General features: G+C 64.2%; 14 protein-coding genes. 5 read left to right on the top strand and 9 right to left on the bottom strand.

The features are described 5' to 3' along the window. The first annotated feature begins 130 nt into the window (after nucleotides 1-130). A complete protein-coding gene (locus IF690_RS06405; protein WP_202699305.1) occupies nucleotides 131-1348 on the top strand; it encodes a DUF418 domain-containing protein in 1218 nt (405 codons plus the stop codon). On the opposite strand, the gene IF690_RS06400 is transcribed toward IF690_RS06405, so the two are convergent. Continuing rightward, the gene (locus IF690_RS06400; protein WP_202699304.1) at nucleotides 1345-1878 is read right to left on the bottom strand and encodes a GNAT family N-acetyltransferase; all 534 of its coding nucleotides are present in this window, start codon (nucleotides 1876-1878) and stop codon (nucleotides 1345-1347) included. The two genes, IF690_RS06405 and IF690_RS06400, sit on opposite strands and share 4 nt — an antisense overlap. A gap of 187 nt (nucleotides 1879-2065) precedes the next feature. Between IF690_RS06400 and IF690_RS06395 the strand changes: the two genes are divergently transcribed. Further along, entirely contained in the window at nucleotides 2066-3685 is a 1620-nt protein-coding gene (locus tag IF690_RS06395) for a glucan biosynthesis protein D (protein ID WP_202699303.1), read from the top strand. Nucleotides 3686-3992: 307 nt separating this feature from the next. On the opposite strand, the gene IF690_RS06390 is transcribed toward IF690_RS06395, so the two are convergent. From IF690_RS06390 to IF690_RS06380, 3 genes are all read right to left on the bottom strand, one after another. After that, nucleotides 3993-5099, bottom strand: a complete 1107-nt coding sequence (locus IF690_RS06390) for an NADH:flavin oxidoreductase/NADH oxidase (protein WP_202699302.1) — start codon at nucleotides 5097-5099, stop codon at nucleotides 3993-3995. Nucleotides 5100-5386: 287 nt separating this feature from the next. Beyond that, entirely contained in the window at nucleotides 5387-7096 is a 1710-nt protein-coding gene (gene recJ, locus IF690_RS06385) for a single-stranded-DNA-specific exonuclease RecJ (protein ID WP_202699301.1), read from the bottom strand. Between the two features lie 63 nt (nucleotides 7097-7159). Continuing rightward, on the bottom strand, nucleotides 7160-7699 hold the full coding sequence (locus IF690_RS06380) for a YaeQ family protein (RefSeq protein ID WP_007923023.1): 540 nt from the start codon (nucleotides 7697-7699) through the stop codon (nucleotides 7160-7162). Nucleotides 7700-7848: 149 nt separating this feature from the next. Here IF690_RS06380 and IF690_RS06375 point away from each other — a divergent pair, with 149 nt between their 5' ends. After that, nucleotides 7849-9048, top strand: coding sequence for a CaiB/BaiF CoA transferase family protein (locus tag IF690_RS06375; RefSeq protein WP_202699300.1), 1200 nt, complete (start codon nucleotides 7849-7851; stop codon nucleotides 9046-9048). A gap of 106 nt (nucleotides 9049-9154) precedes the next feature. Then, the gene (locus tag IF690_RS06370) at nucleotides 9155-9997 is read left to right on the top strand and encodes a TIGR02285 family protein (protein WP_202699299.1); all 843 of its coding nucleotides are present in this window, start codon (nucleotides 9155-9157) and stop codon (nucleotides 9995-9997) included. 167 nt (nucleotides 9998-10164) lie between these two features. On the opposite strand, the gene IF690_RS06365 is transcribed toward IF690_RS06370, so the two are convergent. Next, nucleotides 10165-10449, bottom strand: coding sequence for a DUF3509 domain-containing protein (locus IF690_RS06365; protein ID WP_202699298.1), 285 nt, complete (start codon nucleotides 10447-10449; stop codon nucleotides 10165-10167). A 189-nt stretch (nucleotides 10450-10638) separates the two neighbouring features. Then, on the bottom strand, nucleotides 10639-10821 hold the full coding sequence (locus tag IF690_RS06360) for a hypothetical protein (protein WP_202699297.1): 183 nt from the start codon (nucleotides 10819-10821) through the stop codon (nucleotides 10639-10641). A gap of 104 nt (nucleotides 10822-10925) precedes the next feature. On the opposite strand from IF690_RS06360, the gene IF690_RS06355 reads away from it, so the two are divergent. Beyond that, entirely contained in the window at nucleotides 10926-11588 is a 663-nt protein-coding gene (locus IF690_RS06355; protein WP_202699296.1) for a response regulator, read from the top strand. A gap of 8 nt (nucleotides 11589-11596) precedes the next feature. Here the strand turns inward: IF690_RS06355 and IF690_RS06350 are convergent, their stop codons facing one another. From IF690_RS06350 to thrC, 3 genes are all read right to left on the bottom strand, one after another. Continuing rightward, on the bottom strand, nucleotides 11597-12841 hold the full coding sequence (locus tag IF690_RS06350) for an EAL domain-containing response regulator (protein ID WP_202699295.1): 1245 nt from the start codon (nucleotides 12839-12841) through the stop codon (nucleotides 11597-11599). 90 nt (nucleotides 12842-12931) lie between these two features. Further along, nucleotides 12932-16507 carry an ATP-binding protein gene (locus IF690_RS06345; protein ID WP_202701312.1) on the bottom strand — a complete coding sequence of 1192 codons (3576 nt, stop codon included), beginning with the start codon at nucleotides 16505-16507 and terminating at the stop codon, nucleotides 12932-12934. A 155-nt stretch (nucleotides 16508-16662) separates the two neighbouring features. After that, nucleotides 16663-18072 carry a threonine synthase gene (gene thrC / locus IF690_RS06340; protein WP_202699294.1) on the bottom strand — a complete coding sequence of 470 codons (1410 nt, stop codon included), beginning with the start codon at nucleotides 18070-18072 and terminating at the stop codon, nucleotides 16663-16665. Between the last annotated feature and the right edge of the window lie 72 nt (nucleotides 18073-18144).

Genomic DNA, 18144 nt, shown 5'->3' with positions numbered 1-18144 from the left:
CCCTGCCGACAGGGTTAATTGAGCGACTGCTCAATTCATTCGAAGCCCTGCCTGCGCCCCGCCGGTCCGCTCCAGGGCGCAGCCCGCGGCAATCCGCCGCCGGCCCGGATCTGCCGCAAGGAGGCTGGACATGAACCTGCCGTTTCAACCCGTCAATGGATACCCGCCTGCCACCCCGGCACCGCGCCTGCAACAGGTGGACGCCCTGCGCGGCTTCGCCCTGTTCGGCATCCTGACGGTGAATATCTGGTCGTTCGCCGACCCGTACTACGCCTCGTCCAGCACCAACCCGGCCTACCCGGGCGCCCTCGACCACTTGATCCGCTGGCTGCTCTGGACCTTCTTCGAGGCCAAGTTCTACCTGCTGTTTTCCTTTCTGTTCGGCTACAGCTTCACCTTGCAGATGCTGTCCGCCGAACGTTCGGGCAAGCGCTTCGTGCCACGTATGCTGCGGCGGCAACTGGCCCTGCTGGGGCTCGGCCTGGCGCACGGGGCGCTGTTGTTCTACGGCGACATCCTCTCGCTGTACGCCCTGCTAGGCCTGGTCCTGCTGGCCCTGCGCGACCTGTCGGCCAGATGGGCCGCAGGCCTGGCGATCCTGTTGCTGACAGGCTCCGCAATGCTGTTCCTGCTGTTCGGCATCGAACTGTTGAACGCGGGCGTCTACAGCGGTCCGGCCCAGGGCGAGCCCGTGCTCAAGGCCATGGCCCTGGGCGGCAGCGCCCTGGACACCCTGGTATTCAACGCCTCGCACCTGCCGGAAACCGCTGCTGCACTGTGGCTGCTCCAGGCTCCCAGCACCCTGGCGATGTTTCTGCTGGGTTATGTGGCCGGGCGCAAACGCCTGCTGGTGGCGCCCTACCGCTTTGCACGGCACACACCGCGGTTGCTGGCGATAACGCTGCCCGTCGGCCTGGGTGGTGCCCTGCTCTATGGCTACTGGACCGCCTACTTCCCCGGAGGTGGCCTGGAAGTCATGGGCTACGGCATCAGCCAGTTGAGCGCACCGCTGCTCTCGGCCAGCTACGGGATGTTGCTGCTCAAGGCCTTCGACTCGTCCGCCGGGCAACGCCTGTGCCAGTGGCTGGCGCCGCTGGGACGGATGTCCCTGAGCAACTACCTGCTGCAATCGCTGATCCTCAACCTGCTGTTCACCGGCTACGGCCTGGGATTGGTCGATCGCCTGCCGACGCTATGGATCGCCCTGCTGCCGATCGCCATCTACCTGTTGCAGAGGCCGCTCAGTGCCCTGTGGCTACGCCATCACCCCTATGGTCCGGGCGAGTGGCTGCTGCGGGCCGTGACCATCGGTGCCTGGCCGGACTGGCGCACCCCCCTCAAGGCCTAAACCAGGCGCAAGCACAGGTGGATGTCCTCGGATTCGATCCGCAGCAATTCGGGGTCCGGGGTCGCCAGCAGCTCACAGCCCAGGCGCCGATAGAAATCCACGGTATTGCGCGACGGCGTGGCCGAGACATAGAGCCCTTCGCCGCCCAGGCACCGCGCCTGCTCGGCGGCCAGGCCGAACAGGCGCTGGCCCAGGCCGCACCGGCGATAGGCCTGGCTGACATGCAGGAACTTCAGTTGCCGCAACTGCAGGCCGGCGTTGTGGATAACCCGGCAATCGACCGCCGCCGCAGCCACCAGCCGGTGTTCGTCGAACACCCCGTACAGCCAGCCGCCACGCCGGTAACACGCCTGCAAGACCCGGGCGTCCTGCTCGGCTTCGCCCGGCGGCCAGCCGGTCACTGCCTCGTATTGTGGATAACACTGCAATTGCCCGTCCTGCAGGCGGTAGAACTCATGGATCAGCTCCGCACGGTCGATCAGTTTGAGTCGCGGGATGTCGTTTTCCTGCAAAAGACGTTCGTGCAACATGGAAAGGTTTCCAGCCGGATCGATTGTTTACGTATCGACACAGCTAATCATTTTTGCCCTTCGAGCGAACGGTTTATTCTGTCGGGCATTTGTAAAACTCCATTGTGTTTGGCCGAAGGCATGACCGAACCTCCATTTCCGATCCAGCAGCCAGGAAGGGCTCGGGATCTCCTGACAAGGTTCACTTATGCATCGCAGGCATCTTCTGAAAGCATCCATGGCGCTGGCAGCCTACACCGGCCTGTCGGCCACGGGGCTGTTGGCCACCCGGGCCTGGGCGGGCGCCGCCGACGGCGAGGCGCAGGCCTTCGATTTCGAGATTCTCAAGTCCCAGGCCAAGCAATTGGCCAGCAAGCCCTACGTGGACACCAAGCAGGTGCTGCCGCCGACCCTGGCGACCATGACCCCGCAGAACTTCAATGCGATCCAGTACGACGGCAACCACTCGCTGTGGAAGGAGCTGAACGGCCAGCTGGATGTGCAGTTCTTCCACGTCGGCATGGGCTTCAAGCAGCCGGTGCGCATGTACAGCGTCGATACCAAGACCCGTCAGGCGCGGGAAGTGCATTTCCGCCCGTCGCTGTTCAACTACCAGAACACCAGCGTCGATACCGCCCAGCTCAAGGGCGACCTGGGCTTTGCCGGCTTCAAGCTGTTCAAGGCCCCGGAACTGGACAGGCACGACGTGGTGTCCTTCCTCGGTGCCAGCTATTTCCGCGCGGTGGACAAGACCGGCCAGTACGGCCTGTCGGCCCGCGGCCTGGCGATCGACACCTACGCCAAGAAGCGTGAAGAGTTTCCCGACTTCACTCGGTTCTGGTTCGAGACCCCGGACAAGGACAGCACCCGCTTTGTGGTCTATGCCCTGCTCGACTCGCCCAGCGCCACCGGCGCCTACCGCTTCGACATCGACTGCCAGGCCGAGCGCGTGGTGATGGATGTCGACGCGCACGTCAACGCCCGTACCGCCATCGAACAGCTGGGTATCGCGCCGATGACCAGCATGTTCAGTTGCGGCACCCATGAACGGCGCATGTGCGACACCATTCATCCGCAAATCCACGACTCGGACCGCCTGGCCATGTGGCGCGGCAACGGCGAGTGGATCTGCCGCCCGCTGAACAACCCGGCGACCCTGCAGTTCAACGCCTTCGCCGACAAGGACCCGAAAGGTTTCGGCCTGGTGCAGACCGACCACGAGTTCGCCAACTACCAGGACACCGTGGACTGGTACAGCCGGCGCCCGAGCCTGTGGGTCGAGCCGACCACCGCCTGGGGCGAAGGCTCGGTCGATCTGCTGGAGATCCCCACCACCGGCGAGACCCTGGACAACATCGTAGCCTTCTGGACCCCGAAAAAGCCGCTGGCCGCCGGGGATTCGCTGAACTACGGCTACAAGCTGTACTGGAGCGCCCTGCCACCGGTGGGCACGCCGCTGGCGCGGGTCAACGCCACCCGTTCGGGCATGGGTGGCTTCGTCGAAGGCTGGGCCCCGGGCGAGCATTACCCGCCGGTCTGGGCCCGGCGCTTCGCCGTGGACTTTAACGGCGGTGGCCTGGAGCGGCTGCCGGAAGGCACCGGCATCGAACCGGTGGTCACCGCGTCGAACGGCCAGGTCAAGGATTTCCACGTGCTGAAGCTGGACGAGATCCAGGGTTATCGCGTGCTCTTCGACTGGTACCCGACCAACGACAGCGTCGATCCGGTGGAGCTGCGGCTGTTCATCCGCACCAACGATCGCACCCTGAGCGAAACCTGGCTGTACCAGTACTTCCCGCCGGCACCGGACAAGCGCAAGTACAGCTGAGGAAGCATGATCGCTTGTAGCCGCTGCCGAAGGTTGAGATCGACCGGGAACCGGTCGTAAACGGACACCACGGACAAGGGATCGACTGCCGGTCCGTATGGGGTCCGCTACGCGGTCCATCGCAGCCTGCGGCAGCGGCTACAGGTCGCGGTGCTACGACACGGCACAAAAACCGGCCCTCACAGGCAAATGCCGATCAGTCAAGGCTTTTTGTAGGAGCGGCCGGTCGACGCTCCTACAGTCGAACCAATCGCTTGACTGGTCGGCATTACCCCCACAGGCCGGTTTTTTTATGCCCCCGCTCAGCTCACTCGCGCAGGTCCGACTCGTGAATCGGTTGGTCGCGATGGGTCGCGCGCTGGTACTGCGCCGGCCAGATCGCCTTGTGTCCGCTCAGGTCGTCGTCGGCGTGCAACGGCCAGTACGGGTCGCGCAGCAGCTCGCGGGCGAGGAAGATGATGTCAGCCTGACAGGTGCGCAGAATGTGCTCGGCCTGGGCTGGTTCGGTGATCATGCCTACGGTGCCGGTGGCGATCCCCGACTCCTTGCGCACCCGTTCGGCGAAGCGCGTCTGGTAGCCAGGGCCGGTGGGGATCTCGGCATTGACCGCGGTGCCGCCCGAGGAAACATCGATCAGGTCCACCCCCAGGGCCTTCAGGCGGCGGGCCAGCTCGACGGTTTCATCCGGATTCCAACCGTCCTCCACCCAGTCGGTGGCCGAAACCCTAACGAACAGCGGCAACTCTTGCGGCCAGACCGCCCGCACGGCCTCACACACCTGCAGGACCAGGCGAATGCGGTTATCGAAGGAGCCTCCGTACTGGTCGCGGCGCTGATTGCTCAGGGGCGAGAGGAATTGATGCAGCAGGTAGCCATGGGCGGCATGCACCTCGACCACCTTGAAACCGGCGATCAGGGCGCGTTTGGCCGAGTCGACGAAAGCCTGGACGATCGCGGCGATCTGCCCTTCTTCGAGCTGGGTCGGCGGCGTATGTTGCGGGTCGAAGGCAATCGGCGAAGGGCCTACCGGGACCCAGCCGCCCTCCTCGGGCTTGACGCTGCCATGCTTGCCCAGCCACGGCCGATGGGTGCTGGCCTTGCGTCCGGCGTGGGCCAGCTGGATGCCGGCGACCGCGCCCTGGGCGGCGATGAACCGGGTGATGCGTTGCAAGGGAGCGATCTGTTCATCGTTCCACAGGCCAAGGTCCTGGGCCGTGATGCGCCCGTCGGCGGTGACCGCCGTGGCCTCGGTGAAAATCAGCCCGGCGCCCCCCACGGCACGACTGCCGAGGTGCACCAGGTGCCAGTCATTGGCCAGTCCATCTACGCTGGAGTACTGGCACATGGGCGATACCGCGATGCGGTTGAGTAAGGTCAATTGACGAAGGGTATAGGGTTCAAGCAGCAGACTCATGGGGCACCTCTCGATCAGTGGTCAGGCTCCAGGGTTCTGTTTGAAAAGTCGACGAGTGACTGGAAAGGAACAGCGCCCGCCCCCGCGGGAGAAAAAAGGACAAGACGTCACAAGGCCAATCAAGCAGTGTTTAGAGACTAGTCGACAACCGCGCGAACAGCAGGGTTCTGACACATTTTGCCGGGGAAGGTAGCGCTGGCCTGGCGTTTTTTCGCGAGCAAGCTCGCGCCTGCAGTGGCCACACAATCCTTGTAGGAGCGAGCTTGCTCGCGATAGCGTCAGCAGTCTTAACGCGGTTCGATATGGGCAATCATCAGTTGCACGGTTTCCTGGCCGCGGAACTCGTTGAGGTCCAGCTTGTAGGCCAGTTCCACCCAGCGGATGGTCGGGTTCGGCCAGATATCGCGGTCGATGCCGAAGGCGATGCCGTCGAGCTTCACCGAGCCGCATTCGCTGCGCAGCACCACCTTGAGGTGGCGCTCGCCGACGACGCGCTGCTCCACCAGCTGGAACACGCCATGGAACAGCGGCTCGGGAAAGTGCTGGCCCCAGGGCCCGGCATGGCGCAGGGCGCGGGCCAGCTCGAGGTGGAACTCTTCCACCGCCAGGGTGCCGTCCGACAGCAGGCGCCCGGTCAGGTCTTCCTCGCGCAGCTGGCGGCGCACCTCGGCATCGAAGGCCTCGGCGAAGGCCGGGAAATTCTGCTCCGGCAGCGACAGGCCGGCGGCCATGGCATGGCCGCCGAACTTGCTGATCAGGTCCGGGTGCTTGGCCGCCACCGCGTCCAGGGCATCGCGGATATGAAAGCCCGGCACCGAACGCGCCGAGCCCTTGAGCATGCCTTCGCCGGCGTCGGCAAAGGCGATGGTCGGCCGGTGGTACCGCTCTTTCAGCCGCGAGGCGAGAATCCCGATCACCCCCTGGTGCCAGTCGGGTTCGAACAGGCACAGGCCGAACGGCATCGACTCCACCGGCAAGTCCTTGAGCTGGGCCAGGGCTTCGCGCTGCATGCCCTGTTCGATGGACTTGCGATCCTGGTTCAACTCGTCCAGCTGGCTGGCCATTTCCCGCGCCAGGGCCATGTCGTGGCTGAGCAGGCATTCGATGCCCAGGCTCATATCGTCCAGGCGGCCGGCGGCATTCAGCCGTGGGCCGAGGATGAAGCCCAGGTCGGTGGAGGTGATGCGCGACGCTTCGCGCTTGGCCACTTCGAGGATCGCCTTGATCCCCGGCCGCGCGCGCCCGGCACGAATCCGCTCCAGCCCCTGGTGCACCAGGATGCGGTTGTTGGCGTCCAGCGGCACCACGTCGGCGACGCTGCCCAGCGCCACCAGATCCAGCAGTTCGCCGATGTTCGGCTGCGGCTTGGCTTCGTACCGGCCGAGGCTGCGCAGGCGGGCCCGCAGCGCCATCAGCACATAGAAGATCACCCCGACCCCAGCCAGCGCCTTGCTCGGAAACTCGCAGCCGGGCTGGTTCGGGTTGACGATGGCATCGGCCGCCGGCAACTCGTGGCCCGGCAAGTGGTGGTCGGTGACCAGCACTTTCAGCCCGGCCGCCTTGGCCGACGCCACACCCTCGACACTGGAGATGCCGTTGTCCACGGTGATCAGCAGTTGGGGCTGGCGCTGCAGGGCCACCGCGACGATTTCCGGGGTCAGGCCATAGCCATATTCGAAACGGTTCGGCACCAGGTAATCGACATGGGCCGCGCCCAGCAGACGCAGACCGAGCATCCCCACGGTACTGGCGGTGGCGCCGTCGGCATCGAAGTCGCCGACGATCAGGATGCGTTCACGCTGCTCCAGCGCCGTCACCAGCAGGTCCACCGCAGCCTCGATGCCCTTGAGCTGCTGGAACGGGATCAGCCGCGCCAGGCTCTTGTCCAGCTCGGCCTCGGACCGCACGCCACGGGCGGCGTACAGGCGGGTCAGCAAGGGTGGCAGATCACCGAGAAACGGCAGGGTGGCGGGCAACTCACGAGGTTCGATACGCATGGGGTGACAGAGGCTTCTCTTCGATACGGGGAATACAGCGAAACAGCGCGCGGCGTGGCGAACTCAGCGCTCGCCCAACAGCCATTCCAGCTGGACTTCGTGCTGGCCACGATCGTCGGTGACGAAGATCGTGCCTTCGCTGATCATCACGTCCCACTTGATAACGCGCGGCATGTCCTTGGCCAGGACTTCCAGGACGTCCTGGGGCACGCCGGCGATATTGAGGTTCTTCAGGTTCTTCACCGCGTCCACCACCCGGGTCTGCCACACGCGCAGGCTGCCGTAGGCCAGCAGGCTGGTGCGCTCGGTGCGGCGCGAGCACCAGGTCAGGCGCTCGGCGTCCGGCTGGCCGACTTCGATCCAGTGCAGCACACGGTCGTCCAGGCTTTTTTCCCACAGGGCCGGCTCATCCACTTCCGACAGGCCACGACCGAACGACAGGTGTTCGTTGTACCAAAGGGCGTAGGCCAGCAGGCGCACGGTCATGCGCTCTTCGGTTTCCGACGGATGGCGGGCGATGGTTTGCTTGACGCTTTCGTACACCCCGCGATCGAGGTCAGTCAGGTTCAATTCAAACTTGTAGGTGGTAGACGGCTGGGCCATGGACGGGGCTTCTTGATACGAGGAAAGGCGGCAAGTCTAACCGATGCACGGGCCAATCCACGAATCGCGCACCATCATCCTTTGGCGAGGGAGCGCCGGGCTATGTTAAAACGCTCTACCGTCCAATCTTTGTCCTACGAGAATCTTCCATGCCGCTTACCGCCAAACCCCTTGCCGGCCTGAAAGTCGTCGAACTCGGCACCCTGATCGCCGGCCCGTTCGCCTCGCGCATCTGCGCCGAATTCGGCGCCGAGGTGATCAAGGTCGAATCGCCCGATGGCGGCGACCCGCTGCGCAAGTGGCGCAAGCTGTATGAAGGCACGTCGCTGTGGTGGTTCGTCCAGGCGCGCAACAAAAAGTCCCTGACCCTGAACCTCAAGCACCCGGACGGCCTGGAAGTGCTGAAGAAGCTGTTGGCGGAAGCCGACATCCTGATCGAGAACTTCCGCCCCGGGGTCCTGGAAAAACTCGGCCTGGGCTGGGACACCCTGCATGCCCTCAACCCCAAGCTGGTAATGGTGCGCCTGTCCGGCTTCGGCCAGACCGGGCCGATGAAGGACCAGCCCGGGTTCGGCGCGGTCGGCGAGTCCATGGGCGGGCTGCGCTACATCACCGGTTTCGAGGACCGTCCGCCGGTGCGCACCGGCATTTCCATCGGCGACTCGATTGCCGCCCTGTGGGGCGTGATCGGCGCACTGATGGCCCTGCGGCACCGCGAGGTCAACGGCGGCCAGGGCCAGGTGGTGGACGTGGCATTGTACGAAGCGATCTTCGCCATGATGGAAAGCATGGTCCCGGAGTTCGACGTCTTCGGTTTCATCCGCGAACGCACCGGCAACATCATGCCCGGCATCACCCCCTCCTCCATTCACACCAGCGCCGATGGCAAGCACGTGCAGATCGGCGCCAACGGCGATGCGATCTTCAAGCGCTTCATGCTGCTGATCGGCCGCGACGACCTGGCCAACGACCCGGCCCTGGCCAGCAACGACGGCCGCGACAGCCGTCGCGACGAGCTGTACGGGGTTATCGATCGCTGGGTCAACTCGCTGCCGCTGGAGCGCGTGCTCGAATTGCTGAACCAGGCGCAAGTCCCCGCCAGCCGCATCTTCAGCGCCGAGGACATGTTCAGCGATCCGCAGTTTCTCGCCCGGGAAATGTTCCTCCAGGCCAAACTGCCGGATGGCAAGGCATTCAAGATGCCCGGCATCGTTCCGAAACTCTCGGACACCCCCGGCTCGTCCGAATGGGTCGGCCCCGCGCTCGGCGAACACAATGCCCAGGTGCTGGGCGCCCTGGGTTACGACGGGCAGCAAATCAAAAGCCTGCGTGACAGCGGCGCGATCTAGCATTGCCCACGATTTCGCGACAATGAGAGTTTTTCCGACAAGGATCAGCAGCCTGATGAACCCCTGCAGTGGCGGGCGAATGATTCGCGGGATAGGTTTGTTTTTTATGTTGTTGGCGCTCGGCACCTGGCCCCAGGCCAGCCAGGCCAGGGACACATTGGTCTGGATCCTGCGCGACCTGCCGCCAACGACGATTTTCGAAGGCCCGCAAAAAGGCCGGGGGGTGATCGACCAGGCCTTGCCTGTGCTGATGGCCAGCCTGCCGGAGTACGACCACCAGATCGTGCACGTCAACCGCGCCCGGGGCATGCAGATGCTCCGGGAACAGCCCTTCGTCTGCGACCCGGCGCTGATGTTCAACCGGCAGCGGGCGCAGTGGATTGCGTTTTCCATCACCAGTTTTCGCGTGTTCAGCAACGGCCTGGCGGTACGCCGCAAGGACAGTGACGGCCTGCAGCCGTTTGTCCACGATGGCCATATCGACTTGCGCGCGCTCCTGGCCAGCGTCCCGCATAGCGTTGGCGTGGTGGCCGAGCGCAGTTATGGCGAACAGATCGACAGCCTGCTCGCCCAGGCGCCGCCCGGAGCCCTGATAGCCCACTACGGCAACAGCGCCATCGGCAACCTGCTGCAGATGCAAAGACGCGGACGCCTCAAAGCCCTGATCGGCTATCAGCCGGAGATTCGTTTCCAGGCGCAACAGCAAGGGATCGATCCGAACGACCTGGAGTTCTACCCGATCCAGGGCATGCCCAAGTATCAATCGGTGAACGTCGGCTGCTCGAACACACCGCAGGGCCGACAGGCCGTGGAGCGCATCAACCACTCGCTGCTCGAACTGCGCCCGCACAGCTTGCTGGAGCTGTACGCCGAGTGGCTGGAACCATCGCTGCGCGAGCAGTACCGCAGCGATGCCCTGGCATTTTTCCGCGACACGCCACTGCGCTGAAAAACCCGGGCAAAAAGAAACCCCGAGCAGTGGGGAGACGACTCGGGGTTAAACGTGGCCTGAAACCAGACCCGTGCAACAAGCGACAAGCACCGGAGCACAATGCTCGCTCCCGTTGCCAAGGGTCTGACTGATGGACTGAAGCGAAGGTTCCCGAAAATCTCCAATCAGCGCGCGCTGTCGAACGCCTTCTCCTGGGCCGCATTGCGCAAGGCCGCGATGACACAGGGTTCCAGGCGACCTTCGGCGATCAATACGTCGCGATGCAGGCCATCGACGACATCGGTCAACTGGCGCTTGTCGGTCAACTGGGCCTGGCTGAACTCACGCTCGACCACGATGGCCCCCAAGGCATTCTTCAGGCTCACCAGGCATTCCCCCTGCGCGCGCGGGGTCAGAGTTACCTGATACGGGCTCAAAGCTTCACCCAACAATAGGCTGATACTTTCCATCTCGATCACCACTCAATAGCTGGAATTAAGGCTCGAATACACGAATGCCGGTAGCTTTCTGGCATTCAAGTGACCATCGCCCAGAGAAGAAAGTTCGCAACCGCTGGCGGTTGCCGACCTGAGTCGATCCAGCATGCGCGCAAAACATGACAGATAAAAAACAGCCGGTATCAGACTAGAATCGGCACTTCAAACCAGAAACGAATGCGAGGGTGCCGGCTGATCGATCAGTGCCTCGACCTTCTTGTAGCGCGATACCGCTTGTTGGCAGGAAAAGCGTCGAGGGTCGATCCGAACCGGCATCGCGACCTGCTCCCGGGGCGGATTTTCAGGCCTTGCGCAGGTCTTTCTGGCAGGTGGGGTTGTGGCCATGGGGGCCCTCTCCTCAAGCGGTTGGCACAGCCCGACGGCGCCGCGATGACGGTTGCCCGGTTGCAGGGCCTGTCCGAAATGCTGCCTTCTCACCGGAGCGAGCCTTGAATCAAATATCCAATAAAAAACTGCGGATCGTCCTCGCCGACGATCATCCGATTTTCCTTATCGGCCTGCGGGCCGTGCTGGAGCGCGACGACAGCCTGGAGATCGTCGGCGAAGCCAGTTCCCCGACAGCCCTCGGCGAGCTGCTGCAATGCTGTCCCTGCGAAGTACTGGTCACCGACTTCATGATGCCGGGGGAACAGCAGAACGACGGCCTGCGCCTGATCGAGCAACTGCGCCGGCATCACCCCGAGCTGCCGATCGTGGTAGTGACCATGCTCAACAATGCCGGGCTGTTCCGCTCGATTCTCGACCTGGGCGTCATGGGCCTGCTGAGCAAGGCCAGCCTGGCCGACGAACTGCCGGCGGCGATCAGCCATGTGCGCCGCGACAAGGTGTTCGTCGCCCAGGCCATCCAGCAACTCCTCAGCCTGGCGGGCGAGGTCGGGCCGGACCGCCTGTTGTCCGGGGAACAGCTGTCGCCCCGCGAACTCGAAGTGATCCGCCTGCTGGCGGCCGGGCTGACGGTCGGGGAAATCGCTACCAGGCTCAGCCGCAGCAAAAAGACCGTCAGCACCCAGAAGGTCAGCGCCATGCGCAAGCTCGGCCTGTCCAGCGCCGCGGCGCTGTACATCTACGTGCAGGAACACGGGCTCGCCTGAGCGCGGGCTCAGCCAGCCTGCTCGTCGAAGTCGTCACGCAAGCGCCGGGCGACCCACTGGCGCACGGCGACCGCGCTCATGGGTTCGGCGATGAAGCAGCCTTGCAGGCGCGCCTGTCCCAAGCGTTTGGCCGCCTGGTAATCGGCGGCGCTCTCGATACCGGCCAGCACCAGCCCCAGCGACATGCGCCGGGCCATGCTCATGGCGCCGGCCACCACCGCCGACTTGCGCTCATCGGCCGCCAGCCCGCAGACGAAGGCCGGCGGGATCTTCAGCTCGGTGAAGGGTAACTCCAGCAAACGCTGCAGGCTGGTGCCACCGGTGCCGAAGTCGCCAATCGACAGCTTGCAGCCGATCATGCGCAGGCGCAGCAGGGCTTCCACATGGGTGGTATCGGTTTGCAACTCGGTGGTCTCGACGATTTCCAGGGTCAGCAGGCGTGCCGGTACCTCAAAACGCCGTAGCAGGGCTTCCAGCTGGCGCGCGAAGTTCGGCAGTTCCAGCATGCCCACCGGGATGTTCACCGAGATCGCCAGCGAACGGCCCATGACCAGGCGCACCCCGGCCGACAGCTGCATGGCCTGCTCCAGCATGAGCCAGGTGAAAGCTTCCTCCAGCCCGGCGAACTCAATCACCGGCAGGAACTCGGCGGGCAGCATCAGGCCGTGTTCCGGGTGCTGCCAGCGCGCCAGCGCCTCGACACCCTGGACCTCGCCGTCCTGGCTGACCACCGGCTGAAAGTGCGCGACTCCATGGCGCAGTACCGCCGCCTGCCCTTCCTCGGCGGTCGGCACCTCAGGCTGGAATACATCCAGCGCCAGGGTTTCGCGCACCTGGGCCAGTGACAAGGCTTGCGGGCCCGGCTCGAAACATTGCTGGTACAGCCCCAGCAGCTCATTGACCAAGGTCACCGAGGCCGGCTTGGGCACGCAGCCCAGCACCTTCAGGCCCTGCTGCCGGGCCATGGCCGCGGCGCCTTCGCGGACATCCGCTTGCGCGTCGCTGAGAATGATCAGCGCCTTCGCCCGTTGTTGCTCCGCCAGGTAACGGATCAGCTCCAGCCCGTCGGCCTGCTCCAGGTACAGATCGCAGATGGCGATATCCACCGGCCCCTTGCTGTCCAGGGATTGTCGGGCGGCGGCAACGCTTTCGGCGTTCAGTACGTTGAACACGCCATTGGCGTTGAGCATCTGGTGCAGGGCCATCAACTGGAACGAATTATCTTCAAGAACGAGCACTTTCAACCTGTGCATGAAACGACCTCCGAGACGGCAAGCGCAGCGAGAATCCGCAGCGGACCAGTACGTTAATCGCCAAGGGCAGGCCGCCCCATAAGACAAGTCTTAATCGCTACCCAGATACGGCTCGATATCGCTGCGCAAGCAGCCGATGGCCTCCTTCAGGTGCTGCCAGTGCTCCGCCAGCACCGCCGTCGAGCGGGCCCGGACAGCCGCCTCCAGGTCGATGCAGACCTGGGCCAGCGGCAGCGCGTCGATCAGGCAGCACACCCCTTTGAGGCGGTGCGTGGATGCGCCGATACGCGCCCAGTCCTGCTCCTGCACCGCCGATTCCAGGGCCGCCTGCTCCTGCCCCAGGTTGTTCCACAGCTCGCGCAGCATGCGTTGCAGGATCGGCTCGTCGGCCTGGGTCATGGTGCGCAGGGTCTGGATGTCGAAGGATGGTGGCGGCAAGAAGCGCGCAAGCATCTGCGCCAACCGGTCCAGGGTCACCGGCTTGACCAGCAGTTCATCCATGCCGGCCTGCTCGCAGCGTTGTTGTTCATCCTCGAAGGCATTGGCGGTGCAGCCGATCAGCGGGCAGGCCGCACGCCTTTCCCGGACCTCGATCTCACGTATCGCCTCGCTCAGCTGATAACCGCTCATGCCCGGCATGTGGCAGTCGGTCATCACCAGGTCGAACGCCTCGCCCTGCCAGCGCGCCAGCGCCGCCTCGGCGCTGTCGAGCGCCACCACCTTGTGCCCCAGGAACATCAATTGCTGGCTGAGCACCATGCGATTGGCCCGCACGTCGTCGACCACCAGCACCGACATGCGACGGCTCTGCGGACGTTCGCTGGTCACCTGGGGCGACTGGCTGAAAGCCTCGACCACCTGTTCCGGATAGAGTTCGAGGGTCACGGTGGTTCCCACGCCGGGTTGGCTTTGCAGCAGAATACGGCCGCCCATCAGTTCCACCAGTTGCTTGCAGATGCTCAGGCCCAGGCCGGTTCCGCCCTGCTCCGGCGTCGTCTGCACATGGGCCTGAATGAACGGATCGAACAGGCTCGCCTGCTTCTCGGGGCTGATGCCCGACCCGGTGTCGGCCACGCCGATGCACAAGCGGTCGGCGCCCTGTTCATCGGCCTGGCGCTCCACGGACACCCGCACCTCGCCGGCCTGGGTGAACTTCAGGGCGTTGCTCAGCAGGTTGTGCAGCACCTGGCGCAGGCGCAACGGGTCGAGCCAGTAGAAGCCGTCCGCCGCCTCGTCGAAAGCCAGCGTCAAGCGCAGCCCCTTGTTGCGCGCGGTGACCTCGAACAATTGCTGCATGTCTTCGAAGAAGTCTCGCAAGGCCACGGTCTGCGGCGCCAGCTGCATATGCCCGGCCTCGATCTTGGCCAGGTCGAGGTTGTCGCCCATCAGGCCGACCAGCTCCTGCGCCGACTGATAAGCCACGCGCAAGGCATCGGAAAACGGCATGCCGCGCAGGCGCGCCTGCTCCTTTTCCAGCTCCAGCAAACCGATGATCGCGTTCATCGGCGTACGAATTTCGTGGCTCATGGTCGAGAGAAAGGCGCTCTTGGCGTAGTTCGCCTGATCCGCCGCGCGACGCGCCTCCAGCAGTTCTTCCTCGAGACGCTTGCGCTCGGTGATATCGATCCAGCCCCCCAGCAGCCCTTGCAGCTCGCCCTGAGCGCTGTAGAACGGCACCGTCCATTGATAGACCTGCACCGGGCCGCTTCTGGATTCGATCTGACGGTCGACGAACACCGACTCCTGCGACTCCACCTGCTCCAGGAACTCACGGTGCAACTGTCGGGCCGTAGCCTCGGGCAACACATCCAACTCGGTCAGGCACAGCCCCTTGAGCTGTTCCAGGCACATGCCAGTCTGGGTCTCGTAGCTTTTGTTGCAGGTGATCAGGCGCCCGGCCAGGTCGCGGACGAAGATCGGGTTGGGAATGCCATCGAGCAAGGCGCGCTTGAACGCCAACTGGTCGTTGAGCCGTTGCTCGGCCTGCAGGCGCTGGCGGATCTGCCCCTTGAGCCGGGTGTTCCAGGCCAGGGACAGCAGGCCGAACAGGATCGCGGTGAAGGTGACCCAGTAGATCCACACCGGCACTCGCTGCCACATGGGCACCGGCACCGGCGTCACCCCCAGCCATTTCAGGCGGATGGCACTGAGCTCGGCCACCGGGAAAGCTTCCAGGGCCTTGTTCAGGATGCTCAGCAGCTCGGGCTGGTCCCGGCGCACCGACAATTCGTCGGCCGACCACTTGCCCTCGACGCTACGGCCGATGCGCAGCCCGTTCGCCGGGTAGCCCTGCACCTCGACTTCGTTCTGGATGGTCGCGTCGGCCTCGCCACTGGCCACCAGGGCCCGCGCCTCCAGGTAGGTGTCGACCAAACGCAGGTGGACCTTCGGGTAGTTCTGCCGGACGTAGCTCTCCAACGCGTGCTTGGCCGGAAGCGCCAGCACCTTGCCGGCCAATTGGTTGAAGGTATTGAGCTGGATATCGTCGGCGCGGACCACGAACACCCAGGCCGAGCCGCCAAAGGCATGGGTGAAATCGAGGAAGCCGCAGCGCTCGTCGTTGGCCGACAAGGTGGTGTTCATCTGGGCCCGGCCCTTGAGCAGCAGGTCCAGGGTGTGGGCCGTGGAGAAGGTCTCCTCCTGGACGAACTGCAGGCCGGTCATGCGTGAAATCCGGTTGAGCAGGTCGATGTTCAACCCGGCCCATTGGCCGTCCTTGTCCTTGAACACGTAGGGCGGAAACTGCTGGGACGCCACCACCACATGCTGATGCTCCAGCAGCCAGGCACGCTCCTGCTTGCTCAGTTTGATCCGCTCGTCGCCGGTGCTGGCGCCTAGCCCGGTGGTCCAGCGGGCCAGGATCTCCCGCCGCGTGGAGTCGTCGATGCTCTCCAGCGCCCGCTCGATCAGGCGGCCCAACAGCGGATCGGTCTGGCGCGTGGCGAAGGCAAAGCCGATCGGCGGCAGCCGGCTTTCAGTGCGGACCTGCAACCCCAGGTAAGGGCGCAGCGCCTTGTAGGCACGGACGATCACTTCATTGCCGATAAAGGCATCGACATCCCCCTGCTTCAAGGCTTCCAGGCCGCTGTACAGATTGGGCGAAAGAATGATCTGGCTGTGGGGATAGGCTGCGTGGGCGATCTTGGCGTCCGCATAGCCCTCCAGCAACACCACTTTCTTGCCGGCCAGGTCCTCGGGAACTTCCGCCTCGTCCCTGCGCACCACTACGACCGCGCGGTCGGGCATGTAGTCACTGGAGAAGTGCAGCCCCGTGGAGCCACGCTCGTAACCGTTGGCGCTGGTCAGGATATCGATCGCCCCTGTGCGCAACGCCTCGACTGCCTGTTCGCGCTCGGAGAACCCCAGGACTTCCAGGGACACGCCCAGGCGTTCGCCCACCAGGCTCAGGTAATCGGCGCTGATGCCCTGGTAACGGTTGCGGTCGCGGGTGATGTCGATCGGCTGGTAGTCGTCGATCGAAATGCCCACCTTCAAGGTGCCGCGGCCCGCCAGCCATTGCCGTTCGGCCGAAGCCAGGGTGAGCGGTGGCAGCTCGACAAAGGCCGGCACCAACTTGAAGGGCAGGTTCTGCGCCGCCATCAGGCACGGAGCCAGCAACAGCATCGCCAAAACCATCAATGCGCGGAAAACCGGGCGCAGCAACATAAGCATCCTGTGAGTGATCCTCGACGCGGCGCCGCCCTGTCCTTGTGCTCTTTCCTTGAACCCCGTCCTTAGGAGCCGCGCCGCGATAAACAGCCTGTGTATAAAAAGACAAGGCCCGTCAGAGACGGGCCTTGTTGACGATCGATGTCACTCGATCAGAGCGGTTTGCCGCGATTGCCATGCTGGCTGACGAAGGCCTGGACGGCCTTCAGGTCGTTGGCCAGGACGGTGCAACGCTCTTCGCGCTGGAACAGGTCGGACAGGTGCGCCGGCAATTCCAGGGCCTTGCCGATCCCGGCCTGCTCCACCGCTTCCGGGAATTTCACCGGGTGCGCGGTGCCCAGCACCACCATCGGGATGTCCAGGCTGCGACGGCATTCACGGGCAGCCTTCACGCCAATCGCGGTGTGCGGGTCGAGCACCTCGCCGGTCTGGGCGAAGACTTCGGCGATGGTCTCGCAGGTCTGGGCATCGTCCACGGCCAGGGAGTCGAACAGCTTGCGGGCTTCGGTCCAGCGCTCCTGCTCGACGCTGAAACCGCCACCTTGCTTGAAGGAATCCATCAACTGAGCCAGCGCGGCACCGTTGCGACCGTGCAGGTCGAACAGCAGGCGCTCGAAGTTCGACGAGACCATGATGTCCATCGACGGCGACAGGGTGGCGTGCAGGGTTTCCTTGACGTACTGGTTGCCGCTCATGAAGCGGTGCAGGATGTCGTTGCGGTTGGTGGCGACGATCAACTGGTTGATCGGCAGCCCCATGTTGCGGGCCAGGTAACCGGCGAAGATATCGCCGAAGTTGCCGGTCGGTACCGAGAACGCCACCGAACGCGCCGGGCCGCCCAGCTGCAGGGCCGCGTGGAAGTAGTAGACGATCTGGGCCATGATCCGCGCCCAGTTGATCGAGTTCACCGCCACCAGGCGAGTGCCCTTGAGGAAGCCCTGGTCGGCGAAGCTGGCCTTGACCATTTCCTGGCAGTCGTCGAAGTTGCCTTCGATGGCGATGTTGTGGATGTTCTCGCCGAAGATGGTAGTCATCTGCCGACGCTGCACTTCGGACACACGGTTGTGCGGGTGCAGGATGAAGATATCGACGTTGTCGCAGCGCTTGCAGCCTTCGATGGCGGCCGAACCGGTATCGCCGGAAGTGGCACCGATGATCACCACACGCTCGCCGCGCTTCTCCAGCACGTAGTCCAGCAGACGACCCAGCAGTTGCAGGGCGAAGTCCTTGAATGCCAGGGTCGGGCCGTGGAACAGCTCCAGGACCCACTCGTTGCCGTTCAGCTGGCGCAGGGGGGCTATGGCGTTGTGGGAGAAAGCGCCGTAGGTTTCTTCGAGGATTTTCTTGAAGTCGGCATCCGGAATGCTGCCGGTGACGAACGGGCGCATCACCCGGAACGCCAGCTCGTGGTACGGCAGGCCGGCCCAGGAAGCGATTTCCTCCTGGGTGAAACGTGGCAGGTTCTCCGGCACATAGAGACCGCCATCGCTGGCCAGGCCGGCCAGCAGCACATCTTCGAAATTCAGGGCCGGTGCCTGGCCGCGAGTACTGATATAGCGCATAGGGGCAAACCTTCGGTTTGGGCCGCAAGCTGCAAGTTTCAAGCGTCAAGTCAAAGCGGATCGGCTTCTGAC

It is taken from the genome of Pseudomonas sp. SK3(2021) (assembly GCF_016772375.1).
Taxonomy (GTDB): domain Bacteria; phylum Pseudomonadota; class Gammaproteobacteria; order Pseudomonadales; family Pseudomonadaceae; genus Aquipseudomonas; species Aquipseudomonas chlororaphis_I.
Note: the sequence above shows the minus strand (reverse complement) of the source record. Positions and strands in the feature narration are given on the sequence as shown.

Bases quoted from the DNA above. Each gene is read 5' to 3' on its own strand.
- IF690_RS06350 (WP_202699295.1), bottom strand. From the start codon at position 12,841: ATGCACAGGTTGAAAGTGCTCGTTCTTGAAGATAATTCGTTCCAGTTG.
- IF690_RS06375 (WP_202699300.1), top strand. From the start codon at position 7,849: ATGCCGCTTACCGCCAAACCCCTTGCCGGCCTGAAAGTCGTCGAACTC.
- IF690_RS06380 (WP_007923023.1), bottom strand. From the start codon at position 7,699: ATGGCCCAGCCGTCTACCACCTACAAGTTTGAATTGAACCTGACTGAC.
- IF690_RS06405 (WP_202699305.1), top strand. From the start codon at position 131: ATGAACCTGCCGTTTCAACCCGTCAATGGATACCCGCCTGCCACCCCG.
- IF690_RS06400 (WP_202699304.1), bottom strand. From the start codon at position 1,878: ATGTTGCACGAACGTCTTTTGCAGGAAAACGACATCCCGCGACTCAAA.
- IF690_RS06370 (WP_202699299.1), top strand. From the start codon at position 9,155: ATGTTGTTGGCGCTCGGCACCTGGCCCCAGGCCAGCCAGGCCAGGGAC.
- thrC (WP_202699294.1), bottom strand. From the start codon at position 18,072: ATGCGCTATATCAGTACTCGCGGCCAGGCACCGGCCCTGAATTTCGAA.
- IF690_RS06365 (WP_202699298.1), bottom strand. From the start codon at position 10,449: ATGGAAAGTATCAGCCTATTGTTGGGTGAAGCTTTGAGCCCGTATCAG.
- IF690_RS06390 (WP_202699302.1), bottom strand. From the start codon at position 5,099: ATGAGTCTGCTGCTTGAACCCTATACCCTTCGTCAATTGACCTTACTC.
- IF690_RS06360 (WP_202699297.1), bottom strand. From the start codon at position 10,821: ATGGCCACAACCCCACCTGCCAGAAAGACCTGCGCAAGGCCTGAAAAT.
- IF690_RS06345 (WP_202701312.1), bottom strand. From the start codon at position 16,507: ATGTTGCTGCGCCCGGTTTTCCGCGCATTGATGGTTTTGGCGATGCTG.
- recJ (WP_202699301.1), bottom strand. From the start codon at position 7,096: ATGCGTATCGAACCTCGTGAGTTGCCCGCCACCCTGCCGTTTCTCGGT.
- IF690_RS06395 (WP_202699303.1), top strand. From the start codon at position 2,066: ATGCATCGCAGGCATCTTCTGAAAGCATCCATGGCGCTGGCAGCCTAC.